This window comes from Pedobacter sp. AC190 (assembly GCF_979258025.1).
Genome location: NZ_OZ409824.1, coordinates 650,845 through 663,445, shown reverse-complemented (window position 1 = coordinate 663,445; position 12,601 = coordinate 650,845). Strand labels below are relative to the sequence as shown.

Annotated in this window: 12 protein-coding genes; 4 read left to right on the top strand and 8 right to left on the bottom strand. The window is 35.4% G+C overall.

Annotated features, from left to right (window positions below):
• Positions 1 to 3 precede the first annotated feature (3 nt).
• A complete protein-coding gene (locus ACZZZI_RS02955; RefSeq protein ID WP_463488537.1) occupies positions 4 to 522 on the top strand; it encodes a DsbA family protein in 519 nt (172 codons plus the stop codon).
• Between the two features lie 276 nt (positions 523 to 798).
• On the opposite strand, the gene hppD is transcribed toward ACZZZI_RS02955, so the two are convergent.
• Both hppD and ACZZZI_RS02945 read right to left on the bottom strand, forming a co-directional pair.
• A complete protein-coding gene (hppD, locus tag ACZZZI_RS02950; protein ID WP_316759289.1) occupies positions 799 to 1,929 on the bottom strand; it encodes a 4-hydroxyphenylpyruvate dioxygenase in 1,131 nt (376 codons plus the stop codon).
• 89 nt (positions 1,930 to 2,018) lie between these two features.
• On the bottom strand, positions 2,019 to 3,185 hold the full coding sequence (locus ACZZZI_RS02945; protein WP_316759286.1) for a homogentisate 1,2-dioxygenase: 1,167 nt from the start codon (positions 3,183 to 3,185) through the stop codon (positions 2,019 to 2,021).
• 320 nt (positions 3,186 to 3,505) lie between these two features.
• On the opposite strand from ACZZZI_RS02945, the gene ACZZZI_RS02940 reads away from it, so the two are divergent.
• The 3 genes from ACZZZI_RS02940 (at position 3,506) to ACZZZI_RS02930 (ending at position 6,294) form a co-directional block, all read left to right on the top strand.
• Positions 3,506 to 4,501: a fumarylacetoacetate hydrolase family protein gene (locus tag ACZZZI_RS02940; protein WP_316759283.1), complete on the top strand. Its 996-nt coding sequence runs from the start codon at positions 3,506 to 3,508 to the stop codon at positions 4,499 to 4,501.
• Positions 4,502 to 4,777: 276 nt separating this feature from the next.
• Complete coding sequence (locus ACZZZI_RS02935) at positions 4,778 to 5,665, top strand: flavin reductase family protein (RefSeq protein ID WP_316759280.1); 888 nt, start codon at positions 4,778 to 4,780, stop codon at positions 5,663 to 5,665.
• A 20-nt stretch (positions 5,666 to 5,685) separates the two neighbouring features.
• A complete protein-coding gene (locus tag ACZZZI_RS02930; protein ID WP_316759277.1) occupies positions 5,686 to 6,294 on the top strand; it encodes a YdeI/OmpD-associated family protein in 609 nt (202 codons plus the stop codon).
• A 3-nt stretch (positions 6,295 to 6,297) separates the two neighbouring features.
• On the opposite strand, the gene ACZZZI_RS02925 is transcribed toward ACZZZI_RS02930, so the two are convergent.
• The 6 genes from ACZZZI_RS02925 to ACZZZI_RS02900 form a co-directional block, all read right to left on the bottom strand.
• A complete protein-coding gene (locus ACZZZI_RS02925; RefSeq protein ID WP_316759275.1) occupies positions 6,298 to 6,846 on the bottom strand; it encodes a C40 family peptidase in 549 nt (182 codons plus the stop codon).
• A gap of 117 nt (positions 6,847 to 6,963) precedes the next feature.
• The gene (locus ACZZZI_RS02920) at positions 6,964 to 7,338 is read right to left on the bottom strand and encodes a DUF4870 domain-containing protein (protein WP_316759272.1); all 375 of its coding nucleotides are present in this window, start codon (positions 7,336 to 7,338) and stop codon (positions 6,964 to 6,966) included.
• 73 nt (positions 7,339 to 7,411) lie between these two features.
• Complete coding sequence (locus ACZZZI_RS02915; protein ID WP_316759269.1) at positions 7,412 to 8,113, bottom strand: SDR family oxidoreductase; 702 nt, start codon at positions 8,111 to 8,113, stop codon at positions 7,412 to 7,414.
• Between the two features lie 52 nt (positions 8,114 to 8,165).
• Positions 8,166 to 9,944, bottom strand: coding sequence for an aromatic amino acid hydroxylase (locus ACZZZI_RS02910; RefSeq protein WP_463488536.1), 1,779 nt, complete (start codon positions 9,942 to 9,944; stop codon positions 8,166 to 8,168).
• A 484-nt stretch (positions 9,945 to 10,428) separates the two neighbouring features.
• On the bottom strand, positions 10,429 to 10,929 hold the full coding sequence (locus tag ACZZZI_RS02905) for a GtrA family protein (RefSeq protein ID WP_316759265.1): 501 nt from the start codon (positions 10,927 to 10,929) through the stop codon (positions 10,429 to 10,431).
• A gap of 102 nt (positions 10,930 to 11,031) precedes the next feature.
• Positions 11,032 to 12,552 carry a catalase gene (locus ACZZZI_RS02900; RefSeq protein WP_316759263.1) on the bottom strand — a complete coding sequence of 507 codons (1,521 nt, stop codon included), beginning with the start codon at positions 12,550 to 12,552 and terminating at the stop codon, positions 11,032 to 11,034.
• Positions 12,553 to 12,601: the final 49 nt, after the last annotated feature.

Here is a 12,601-nt window from a genome sequence, read left to right as displayed (position 1 = left end):
AACATGAGTATATTAAAACCCGAAATCAGTAATCAAGATCATATTCAAGGCGCAGATTCTGCCGCTATTTCTATTGTAGAGTTTGGCGATTATCAATGCCCGCATTGTGGAGACGCACATCCAATTATGAAAGAAATCGAGGATGGTTTTGGTAGTCAGATAAAATTTGTTTTCCGAAATTTTCCTTTGCAATCATCACACGAATTAGCTTTGCCTGCTGCAATAGCTGCAGAAGCAGCTGCAATGCAAGGCAAATTTTGGGAAATGCATGATGCACTTTTTGAAAACCAATATCGCCTAAGCGAAGCACTTTTTGATGAACTTGCAGAAACAATTGATCTTGATTTAGATAAGTTTCAAAAAGATTCTTTACTAAAAGAACTAGCAGAAAAAATCGAAAACGATTTTGAAAGTGGTGTTAGAAGTGGTGTAAATGGAACGCCATCATTTTATGTTAACGGTACGAAATTCGATGGTGGGGCAACTGATTTGTATCAAATGCTAAAAGAAAGCGCCGAATAAAATTAAAAAACCTCATGTATTTTGCAATACATGAGGTATCAGATAAGGGTAACCGGAAAACTAAAAAACTAATTATGAGTTTTTAGAATTTAACAAAACGGAAATCGCTTCTTGTGTTTTGTTATTCAAAGGTGCATTTCAATTATGAAGTTTTAGTGAAGATTTTTAAATAGAGAAACAAGGGGTAAAGGCGAAGTATTAGTATGCGTGGCACTAAAAGCGGCCTGTGCTCTTTTATCTTTGTTTATTTCCCTTAGTTTCTCAATCTTACTCGTCCTACAAGTTTCCTCTTAATTCTTGTTCTCTTTCTAAAGATTCGAAAAGCGCTTTAAAATTACCTGCACCAAAGCTTTGAGCGCCTTTACGCTGAATAATTTCGAAAAAAAGCGTTGGGCGATCTTCTACAGGTTTAGTGAAAATTTGTAGTAAATATCCTTCTTCATCACAATCAACCAATATCCCCAAGCTTTCCAATAGAGCAATTTCTTCATCAATTTTACCAACCCGTTGTGGCATCATGTCGTAGTAAGCTTCTGGTGGCGCACTTAAAAACTCTACTCCCCGCGATTTTAATTCTCTAACTGTTTTAACAATGTCTTTAGTTGCAACCGCAATATGTTGTACACCTTCGCCTTCATAATATTCTAAGTATTCTTCAATCTGCGATTTCTTTTTACCTTCTGCAGGTTCATTAATCGGGAACTTAGAAAAGCCATTTCCATTGCTCATTACTTTACTCATTAATGCAGAGTATTCTGTGTTAATTTGCTTATCATCGAAAGATAAAATGTTTACGAAACCCATTACTTCCTCGTACCATTTAACGGCTTCATTCATTCGGTTCCAGCCTACATTACCTACGCAATGGTCGATGTATAAAAGACCTGCATCGGCTGGTTTATAATCGCTTTCCCAAACGCGATAACCAGGCATAAAAGTTCCATTGTAGTTTTTACGCTCGATAAACATGTGGATGGTTTCCCCATAAGTGTAAATGCCACTCATTTTAACTTCGCCATTGTCGTCGGTTATTGTTTTTGGCTCCATGTACGATTTTGCACCGCGTTTTGTAGTTTCTTCGTATGCACTGTAAGCATCATCAACCCAAAGGGCTAAAACCTTTACACCATCGCCATGTTTTTTTACATGTTCAGAAATTGGATGATCAGATTTTAATGCAGTGGTTAAAATTAACCTGATTTTTCCTTGTTGCAGAACATAAGAAGCTCGGTCGCGTACACCAGTTTCGGGGCCAGCATAAGCCAAACTTTGAAAGCCAAAAGCCGTTTTATAATAATGAGCCGCTTGTTTGGCGTTGCCCACATAAAATTCTATATAATCTGTTCCGTTAATTGGCAGAAAATCTTGTGCTTTTGCTATTTTTTCTGCGAATGTTTGTGTGCTCATAGTTATTGTAATATTTATCCCAAATGCTTTTGGGAGTTGAAGTGTTTTATTTTAAATGCTGTAATCCTAAATCTGTTTAATACTGATATTTATTCTATGTTTTCCTGCCAGCTTTTGTGGTAGTTTTCATCTTCAATATCTAAGGCATCTTGCGTTAACATTAGTGGTTTAAACGGATCGATCATTACTGCTAATTCATCCGTTTTTTCTTTTCCTATTGATTTTTCTACCGTTCCAGGGTGTGGGCCATGAGGGATTCCGCCTGGATGTAAAGTGATCTGGCCTTTTACAACACTTTTACGGCTCATGAAATCGCCATCGACATAATACAGTACTTCGTCGCTATCTACATTACTGTGATTGTAAGGTGCTGGAATAGAATCAGGATGATAATCATATTTACGAGGAACGAAAGAGCAAACAACAAAATTATGTCCTTCGAAAGTTTGATGTACAGGTGGTGGTTGATGTAAACGACCTGTTATAGGTTCAAAATCGTGGATAGAAAATGCATAAGGATAATGGTAACCATCCCAGCCAACGTAATCGAACGGATGGGTACCATATGTGTATGGATAAATTAAACCTTGTTTTTTTATAAGCACTTTAAAATCACCGTACTCATCATGCGTTTGCAAATTTTCAGGCAATCTCAAATCGCGCTCGCAATAAGGCGAATGTTCCATTAATTGACCATACTGGTTTAAATATCTTTTTGGTGGCCTTAACGGGCTGAAACTCTCTACAATAAACAAACGGTTATCTTCATTGTCGAACTCCATTTGGTAAATTGTACCGCGAGGAATAATCAAATAATCGCCATAGCCAAATTTGATTTCTCCAAAGCCAGTCTTTAGTTTGCCTGAACCTTCGTGCACAAAAATCATCTCATCAGCCTGACTATTTTTATAGAAATAATCAGTCATCGATTTTCTTGGCGCAGCCAAAACAATATGTAAATCGCTGTTAACCAAAACAGGTTTACGGCTTTTTAAAAAATCATCTTCAGGCTTAATTTTAAAACCAATTAAGCTGGTATGTTTAAGGTGTTTTTCTCGGGCAATTTTTGGCTCAACATTATAAGGCTCACCTAAATGTTTTACAATAGTAGGCGGGTGGCAGTGGTAAACCAGCGAATAAAGACTCGAAAAACCTTCGGTTGATACCAATTCTTCTGCATATAATTTTCCATCAGGTTTGCGAAAAACCGTATGTCGCTTTGCAGGAATTTGCCCCAATTTATGATAAACAGGCATATTAATTATTTTTTGGTTAGGAAAAAATCTTATTGAATAAACAATTAAAACGACAATGCGTTTCAATTAAAAGGAATAGTAAAAGAAATTACAGAGAATATTGAGCCATGATTAATTTAGATAGCATTTTATAGCGACGTGCAGCAATGGCGTCGTTCACTAAATTGATATGTAATGCTTTTAAAATCATGGTTTTGATGCAGCTAAAGTAAGCAATTTATTTAAAAGATTAAATTTTTTAGATTTCAATAAATTTTAAATTATTGTTTTAATTCTTAAGCTAATTATTAGCTTTACCATGTATTTTAACCAAATGATATATGAAATTAGTATCGTACAAAACAGAAGACAGAGAGCATCTTGGCGTTTACATAAACGGTCATATCTATAATTTAAATAGTTGCGATAAGTTGCTTCCAGATAACATGAACGAATTTTTGCAAGGTGGGGAAGTGCTAATGGAAAGAGCAAAAAAGGTTGATTTACAAATTAAGGATGAAAGCTTGCAGGCTAAAGAAGAAATTTTTTACGAACTTTTAGCACCAGTTCCGCACCCAACCAGTTGTAGAGATGGATATGCTTTTAGGCAACACGTAGCAGCTGCTCGCCGTAATCGTAAAGTCGATATGATCCCTCAATTCGATGAATACCCGATTTTTTATTTTACTAACCACAATGCTATTCAAGGTACTGGCGAAATCGAATGTATGCCTGATCACTTTGAAAAGCTTGATTTCGAACTGGAAGTAGCAGTTGTTATTGGTAAAAAAGGCCGAAATATTAAAGCTGCCGAAGCAGATGAATACATTGCTGGTTATATGGTAATGAATGATATGAGTGCCAGAACGCTTCAAATGGAAGAAATGTTGTTAAATCTGGGCCCTGCAAAAGGAAAAGATTTTTCTACCGTTATTGGCCCTTGGTTGGTAACACCAGATGAATTGGAGCAGTATAAAGTTGCCACGAAAGCTGGTCATACAGGTAATGCGTACGATTTGAAAATGACTTGTCGCGTAAACGGCATCGAAGTATCTAAAGGTAACACTGCAGATATGGACTGGACTTTTGCAGAAATTATAGAGCGCTGTGCTTACGGCGTAGATATTCTTCCTGGCGACGTAATTGGTTCGGGTACGGTTGGTACAGGTTGCTTTTTAGAACTTAATGGTACTGGCTTACTAAACGATCCAAATTACAAAACACAATGGTTGCAACCGGGCGATGTTGTTGAAATGGAAATTACTGGTTTAGGTGCTTTAACTAATAATATTACCAAAGCCGATACCGATTTTTCCATCCTGGCTTTGAAAAAATAATATAATTTGAAAAGCAGGCTTCGGTTTTCATTGGTTTAGAAAGCCCTGCCATTCGCTTTACTTCATTACATTCCGTGTTCGCTGCTGTCAGGTTTAAATTACTTAGGTTTACCTTGCTATAATAAACCCGACAGCAGCGATTATCCTTTTCTGGAGTACTAACTGTTGTTTAGCAACAACTTTTATCAAAAAAGATAATGCGTATGGCGGGACTGACAATAAAAAGTAGCTTCTGCCATCGATTTTCTTAATACTAAATTTTTAATAAATATTATCGTGTTAACCCTAAAAACCGAAGATTTAACAGCTGTTCAATTACAGGATTATTTGCAGTATGCTATTGCGCCGCGGCCAATTTGCTTTGCATCTACTATCGATGCTGAAGGAAATATTAATTTAAGTCCTTTCAGTTTCTTCAATATGTTTAGCACTAAACCACCAATTTGCGTTTTTTCTCCAGCAAGGCGTGTTCGCGATAATACAACAAAACATACTTTACAAAACGTATTAGAAGTTAAAGAATGTGTTATCAATATTGTTAATTACGATATGGTGCAGCAAATGAGTTTAGCCAGTACCGAATATGCAAAAGGGGTAAATGAGTTTGAAAAAGCAGGTTTTACCATGTTGAAATCGGATATTGTAAAACCACCACGAGTTGCCGAAGCGCCAGTTCAGTTTGAGTGTGTTGTAAATCAAGTGATTCCGTTAGGTGATAATCATGGCGCAGGAAATTTAATTTTGGCAGAAATAAAACTCATTCATATTAACGAAAACATATTAGATTCCAGTGGCAAAATCGATCAGCAAAAAATAGATTTGGTTGCTCGTTTAGGCGGCGATTGGTACTGCAGAGTTACAGAAGATAATCTTTTTAAAGTAGCCAAACCATTGGCGAAACTTGGAATAGGGGTAAATGCTTTACCTCAATCTGTTCGTTTATCTAAAGTTTTAACGGGTAACGATTTGGGTATGCTTGGTAATGTAGAGTATTTGCCCAGCGATGAAGAAGTTGATTTAATTAGCTTAAATCCACAGGTTAAAGAGGTTTTGGATGCAACAATTGGCGATGTAACCAATAGGGAAAGAGAATTGCACGAACTTGCTAAAATTTTTCTTGATCAAGGCGAGGTAGAACTTGCATTAAAGATTGTTTTGCTTTAAATTTATTAAAAAATACGGCCATGCATACCATTGTTCAGGTTGATCAATATATTATAAATTCAGCAGAATTTGCAATCCCTATTTTGGAGCACTTACGTAATTTAGTACATAAGGCAGATGCTCGAATAGAAGAAAAAATGAAATGGAGTATGCCTTTTTTCGAGTTAAAAGGCCCAGTTTGTCATTTTGCTTCGTTTAAAAATCATTGTGCTTTTGGTTTTTGGAAAGGTTCATTAATGAAAGATGAGTATAATCTTTTTAAAGATAGAAGCAATGCAATGGGTTCGTTGGGTAAAATAACATCTTTTAAAGATTTACCAGCAGACGAAATTCTTATTGCCTATATAATTGAAGCAATTAAGTTGAATGAAGATGGCATAAAGTTACCTCCTAAGCCAAAAGCACCAGAAAAACCTACTCTTGTAGTCCCTAAATATTTTATTGATGCCTTGCAGGAAGATCCTAAAGCTTTAGGTGTTTTTCAAAATTTTAGCGAATCTAATAAGCGTGAATATGTAAATTGGCTAGAAGAAGCCAAAACTGAGGCTACCAAACAAAAACGTTTAGATACAGCAGTAGAATGGATTGGAGAAGGAAAACAGAGAATGTGGAAATATATAAAAAAGTAGATACTAAATTATACTTACAATTTTCATAAAACGAGTTCTGTAATGGCCATTAAGTGGTGTAATGGTAACGCTATGTGTTTTTCCTGACGATGCGTGAATGAATTTAATTCCATCATCATCTATCGAATATACGATCCCAACGTGGCCAACTCGTCGCACTTTCGAATTACTTCCAGTAAAAATTAATACATCGCCAACTTTAGCATTTTCTAAAGTTGTTTCTTTCCCAGTTCCGCTAAATTCTCTTGATGAACGTGGAACTTTGAAGCCAAAATTACTGAAAACATAACTTACAAAACCCGAACAATCGAAACCGATTTTAGGGTTGCTAGTAGCATAACGATAACGGATGCCGAGCATACTTTTTGCAAAATCGATAAGTGTTTCGGAATTTGTATTTTCTGTCTTTTTAATTGATTCTTCAGCGCTTTTTGGAAGATTTGCTGTTAGTTTTTTAACCAATTCCTGATATTGTGCAGGTATGACTGTTTGTGCTTTTCCTGCAGTTGCAGACAAAATGAAAAACGAAATTATAATTAATATTTTCTTCATATGTTGGCGCCAAAGATATGGAAAATATTTTAAGCGCATTAAAATGTTGAAAACCAGTTAAAACAAAAAAGACCCAGGTAAAACCTGGGCTCTTTTTTGAAATATTTTTTTCAGTAATTAAATACCTGGAAATAAGGTCTGAGCTTGCTCTCCAATCAGCGGAATAGGTTTTTTCTGAGCCTGAATTGCTCCAATTAAACCAATTAGCCAAAGAATAAACAGAACTAAATATATTATCGAAAATAAATAATACAAAGTGGTTGATGCAGTAGCAATTAGTACCACTCTTTGAATTATATTTAAACCGATATAAATCAAATTTATTAAAAGAGATTGTCTAAGATGAAAACTTCCTAGCGAGGTTTTCTTGTCTTTATGTAAGGCGAAATACGAAATCAGCCAGCCAATAATTGTAAGATAGCTGACTATACTTGCTGTTTTTCCATCTTCTGCAGTAAGTGGAGCTTGTTGAAATGGGTTATTTGTTTCCATAGATTTAATTTTAGATTATTGATTATCAATACTCTAAGTAACACATAATTTAAATAAAATCATTCATTTTATTTTACGGTGTAGTAACTGCTACAGGTAATATTTTCCCATTAAAAAATTTATGAGCTGTTTTAGCAAAGTCAGCTACGTACTTACCCATTTCAAAAGCCATTACAGGACTTTGATAACCTGGAAAAGCAGTTTCTAACATTTCTGTTTGAGCAGAACCTAAGGCCAGGCAATTAATTTTGATGCCTGTTTCGGCTAATTCAAAAGCTAAGCACTCTGTAAGTGTATGTAGTGCTGCTTTACTAGCCGAATATGCTGATAAGCCTGGAAATTTAACACTTCCCTGAAATCCTCCCATGCTACCAATGTTAACAATGTGGCTACCAACCTGCATTAAGGGCAAAGTATTTTTAATCATTCGGAAATGAGAGATTACATTGCTTTGCAGCATTTCGCCTAAATCTTCCTCAGTAGTTTCTAAAAAAGGTTTATTAATTAAAGATCCAGCATTATTTATTAAAATATCAATTGTACCTAAACGTTCTTTCAGGAAAGGTATTAAAGCTGAATAGTCATCATTTACAATATCGAATTCTACAGGTAAAAGTGTACAATCGGGGTTAATGCCTTTGGCAATTTCTAAAAGTTTATGCAATTTATCTGCAGAACGGGCAATTGCTACAATTTTATTATCCTTTTGTAAACTAAGCTCTAAAGCTGTTTCAAACCCAATTCCGCTACTGGCGCCTGTAATTATAATATTCATTTTAATTTTTTTAAAAAAATAGATTCTTATAAGCAGAATCTGCACAAATTTACTATTCTGTAATTAACTGGCTAACTGGATTTTTAATTACATGCAAACCATCGTTAATTAGTTTTGTATGTTCAGCTTCTCTTCCTGCCTTAATCTCCAGATATACAAGAACTTCTTTTTCCAATTGATGATAGATTTTTTTGTGATAAACGAGTTCTAAAATTTCAAGTGCACAAAGCCAATCTTGCCTATGGTTAGTTTTAAGTTGTTCGAAAATGTAGCTTAGCTTATCAATATGTTCGCCATTTTCTCGTATCGTTCTAACCTCTTTATATAGATTATGCAATTTAATGATTTTCTCATCATAGGTTATCTTATGCGTTTTAGCTTCGCTAATTAAAGTTATTTCTTCGTAAGCATCTTTATCGGCAGCGCCATTAAAAACCGAAATAATTTCTTCCCCAACAGCCATATCGTAAATGCCCCATTCGGGTTTAAATAAAATATTTCCATTACTTTCAGTAACAGTACAATCGTTAAAAGTGATTAAAATGGCTTTTCCATCTGCACGCAAAATATTCTCAACGTTACCATTAACCGTAATTCCACTTTCGAAAACCAATTGAGATCTGCCACCTGAAGAATAACCTAACATTTTTATTTCTTCGTTGGTAAAATCTTCTAAAGGTTTTTCAGCGCTTTTTAATTTGCCAACAGGCGAAGAAAAACCATCGGCATGGTAATTTTTACCATGATTATTTAATTGTTTGTTGTGGTATGCTAAAGCAGATGGCCCAGTTGATTTAATAAAAGTAACTTGATCGGTCGGGCTTACGCCTAAATCTGTAAAAACTCCGCTTACCTGCAAGCCCGAACTATAAACAGCCGTAGCAACGTTTTTACAAGCAATAGCTTTCATAATACTCTCGGTTCCACCTTTTCTAAATGCCATTGTATCAGCAAATTCTTCTAAAACATCAATCAAATTTTGAAAGGTGGCTGTTACAAAAAGCTGCGGTTGAGTTTTAGTAATATCATAAGAATAATTGATGGTGTCTTTATTATACCATATTTTTTCTACTTCCGTATTCATACAACTGGCACTTTCGCCAATTGACGATAATAAACCTGCACCATAAATTTTAGGATTTTCCAGCGTGCCAATTAAGCCATATTCAACAGTCCACCAATGTAAACGCCCAAGCAAAGCCATTTCTGATGGTTCACCCATGTTTTCATTTATAAAACGAAGCTCTTTTTCGGCTTTAACGATATCGTATTCATTCGCATCGGCCGATTCTTTTAAAATAGAAAGTTTTCTAATGGCCTCATATAGTTCAAAATCTTTGGCCGAAAACATGGCTTTTGCGCCAATAGAGCCAAAATAACTTAAATAATTATTGTAATCGGTATCGGCAATAATAGGTGCATGGCCAGCGCTTTCATGAATAATATCTGGAGCAGGCGTATATTCTATATGATTTATTTGTCTAATATCAGCAGCAATAACCAAAACTCGGTAAGCCTGATACTCCATAAAAGCAGCGGGCGGAATAAAACCATCAACGGTAACGGCACCCCAGCCAATTTTGCCCAAATTATCATTCATGGTTTGCAAATCGGGAATATGCTCAATACTTAAGCCAGCTCTTTGTAAACCTTTAATGTATGGGTAATAGGCAACATTTTTAAGATAACTATAATTTTGGCGCATAACATAACGCCAAACCGCCTGATCTATTGGGGTGTATTTTTCGTAATTCTGGTCAACAATAAACTGCTTTAAATGGTTAGGCAATTTTGCAACCTGCGCATTATTAAAGTCATTAAAATGGCTCATAGGTATTAAGAAAATAAGTTGGTCGGCAACTAAGTTACAGCCTTGATTTTAAGTAAGCAAGAAAGTAACTGCTTAAATTGGCCGAGTATATTAATAAAGGTTTTGTAGAGATAAATGTTTGGTTAAAAAGCTTTATTTGAAATTTAATTTCGATAATCAGAAAATGTTTGTTTGCATTTCATCGGAAAATTCAATCGGGCTGTACGCTAAATTTTTTGGCTGTTCTTCGGCTTCGCTCAGAACAAAAGCCAAAAAGATATCGCTGCCATCCCGTTTACAAACAAAGTTTTGAGCCACAAACGGGTTATATGCAACCAGCTGGTAATAGAATTACAAATGTAAGCCACCTAAACCCGACTTTAGTGAGAAATACTTTTTTTGGTGCAGTACTTAGACAAGCGCAGCATTACATTGATAAAAAAGATTGAAACGAAGGCGGGACTGCTGTACCCTAAAAGCTTAGAAACTTGCTTTTCAAATTAAATTAATGCTTTTTATCGCCAATTTTTTTCACGCTAAAAGTAAAATAGTGTTGGTATATGTAGCTAAAAAGCGCCATTAAAACAGAAACGGCAATTCTAGATAACATGGCTAAGGTTGGATAATCTCTTAAAAGCTCGAGTAAAAATTTTAACAATACGTAGTTGGCCAGGATATTAATGATTTGGAGGTTTAAAAACCTGAAAAACTGAACACGCCCTTTTAGCTTACTATGGGTAAATATTACATATTTATTAAGTAAAAAACTGGTCGGAATTGCGACTAAATAATCTACAAATAATGATGCAGTTTCTCGCTGAACTACAATTAAGCCAAAATTTACTTCTTCAGTTTTAAATATAAAAAAGTAGGCAAAGTAATAACTTAATATACCTAATAACAAGGTGCCGCCACCTGTTGCTAAATACCTGAAATTGTGTAATGAAATATATTTTTTAAACGGCGGGTGAAAAAAATCTATTATTGCTAAAATTAATTTGCGCATTATTTGTACCTAAGCCTGCAAAGGTAATTTTTTAAAATATTTATTTTAGATAGAAAACAAAAAAGTCCTGATTTTAAAATCAGGACTTTTCATATTTAAAAATTAATTGTTTGTTGCTTTATGCGTAGGATCTGCATGAACCATGCCCTCCATTGCCTTATCGAGATTTAAATCAAGTCCTTTTGCAATGCCTAAACCTAAATTCATATCGGCTCTAAACCAGTGGCAAAGCTGGCGATTAACAATTTCGTCTTTTTTAACGCCATTTATACCGCCCATTGCGCCAACAATATTTGCAATTGTATTCTTTTTAGCTTCAGGATCCATTAATCTAAACAGATTTCCTGGTTGCGTGTAATGGTCGTTTTCACCTTCAGCGTTTCTATCGTATTGATCTGCCATAAGCGAATCTAACGGCCATGCTGGTTGCTTATAACTTTCGTCAACCTCGATATCGTCGAAGCTATTTGGGAAATAATTCGGATTAGAACCACCATTGCCATTTACAGCCATTAAGCCATCGCGTTGATAATTATTTGTCATAAAAGGACAACGGTTTACTGGAATTTGTTCGTAATTACCACCCAAACGATAACGTTGTGCATCGGGGTAAGATAAAATACGACCTTGAAGCATTTTATCAGGAGAGTAATAAATTCCATCAACCACGTGTGCAGGTGCAAAAGCGGCCTGTTCTACGTGTGCGTAATAATTGTCAGGGTTTTCGTTTAATTCCAATTCTCCAACTTCGATTAAAGGATAATCGCCATGTGGCCAAACTTTAGTTAAATCGAAAGGGTTTAAATGGTAAGTTTTTGCATCTGCGAAAGGCATAATTTGAACTTTTAATGTCCATTTTGGAAATTCGCCTCTTTCAATCGATTCAAACAAATCGCGTTGCGAATGATCTGGGTCTTGCGACTTCATATCCACAGCTTCGTCATTTGTAAAATTTTGAATGCCCTGTTTTGTTTTAAAATGAAACTTTACATAAAAGCGCTCATCTTTTGCATTGTAAAAAGAAAATGTATGACTACCAAAACCATCCATGTGGCGGTAAGAGAATGGTGTTCCTCTATCGCTCATTAAAATTAAAACCTGATGTAAACTTTCGGGATTTAAACTCCAAAAATCCCACATCATAGTTGGGCTTTTCATATTGGTTTGGGGATCTCTCTTTTGGGTATGAATAAAGTCGCCAAATTTTTTAGGGTCTTTTACAAAGAAAACGGGGGTGTTATTTCCAACTAAATCCCAGTTACCATCTTCTGTGTAAAATTTCAATGCAAAACCACGAGGATCGCGTTCGCTATCTGCAGAACCTTTTTCACCACCTACGGTAGAGAAACGCAAAAATGTTTTGGTTTGCTTTCCAATTTCAGAAAAAAGTTTAGCCTTTGTGTACTTTGTAATATCGTGAGTAACCGTAAAAGTGCCGTAAGCGCCAGAACCTTTAGCATGCACAACGCGTTCAGGTATGCGCTCACGATTAAAATGAGCCATTTTTTCATGGAGAATGAAATCTTGAATTAATATCGGGCCGCGTGGACCAGCTGTCATACTATCTTCATTACTTGCATACGGTATGCCCGATGCTGAAGTAAGTTTTTTCTTTTCGCTCATAGTTTATGTTTTATTATGTTGCTATAAAATTGAGGTTATTTAATCGCTA

Excerpts from the sequence above, each read along its gene's own strand:
- hppD (WP_316759289.1), bottom strand. The coding sequence starts at position 1,929 with ATGAGCACACAAACATTCGCAGAAAAAATAGCAAAAGCACAAGATTTT.
- ACZZZI_RS02945 (WP_316759286.1), bottom strand. The coding sequence starts at position 3,185 with ATGCCTGTTTATCATAAATTGGGGCAAATTCCTGCAAAGCGACATACG.
- ACZZZI_RS02955 (WP_463488537.1), top strand. The coding sequence starts at position 4 with ATGAGTATATTAAAACCCGAAATCAGTAATCAAGATCATATTCAAGGC.
- ACZZZI_RS02925 (WP_316759275.1), bottom strand. The coding sequence starts at position 6,846 with ATGAAGAAAATATTAATTATAATTTCGTTTTTCATTTTGTCTGCAACT.
- ACZZZI_RS02930 (WP_316759277.1), top strand. The coding sequence starts at position 5,686 with ATGCATACCATTGTTCAGGTTGATCAATATATTATAAATTCAGCAGAA.
- ACZZZI_RS02940 (WP_316759283.1), top strand. The coding sequence starts at position 3,506 with ATGAAATTAGTATCGTACAAAACAGAAGACAGAGAGCATCTTGGCGTT.
- ACZZZI_RS02910 (WP_463488536.1), bottom strand. The coding sequence starts at position 9,944 with ATGAGCCATTTTAATGACTTTAATAATGCGCAGGTTGCAAAATTGCCT.
- ACZZZI_RS02900 (WP_316759263.1), bottom strand. The coding sequence starts at position 12,552 with ATGAGCGAAAAGAAAAAACTTACTTCAGCATCGGGCATACCGTATGCA.
- ACZZZI_RS02905 (WP_316759265.1), bottom strand. The coding sequence starts at position 10,929 with ATGCGCAAATTAATTTTAGCAATAATAGATTTTTTTCACCCGCCGTTT.
- ACZZZI_RS02920 (WP_316759272.1), bottom strand. The coding sequence starts at position 7,338 with ATGGAAACAAATAACCCATTTCAACAAGCTCCACTTACTGCAGAAGAT.
- ACZZZI_RS02915 (WP_316759269.1), bottom strand. The coding sequence starts at position 8,113 with ATGAATATTATAATTACAGGCGCCAGTAGCGGAATTGGGTTTGAAACA.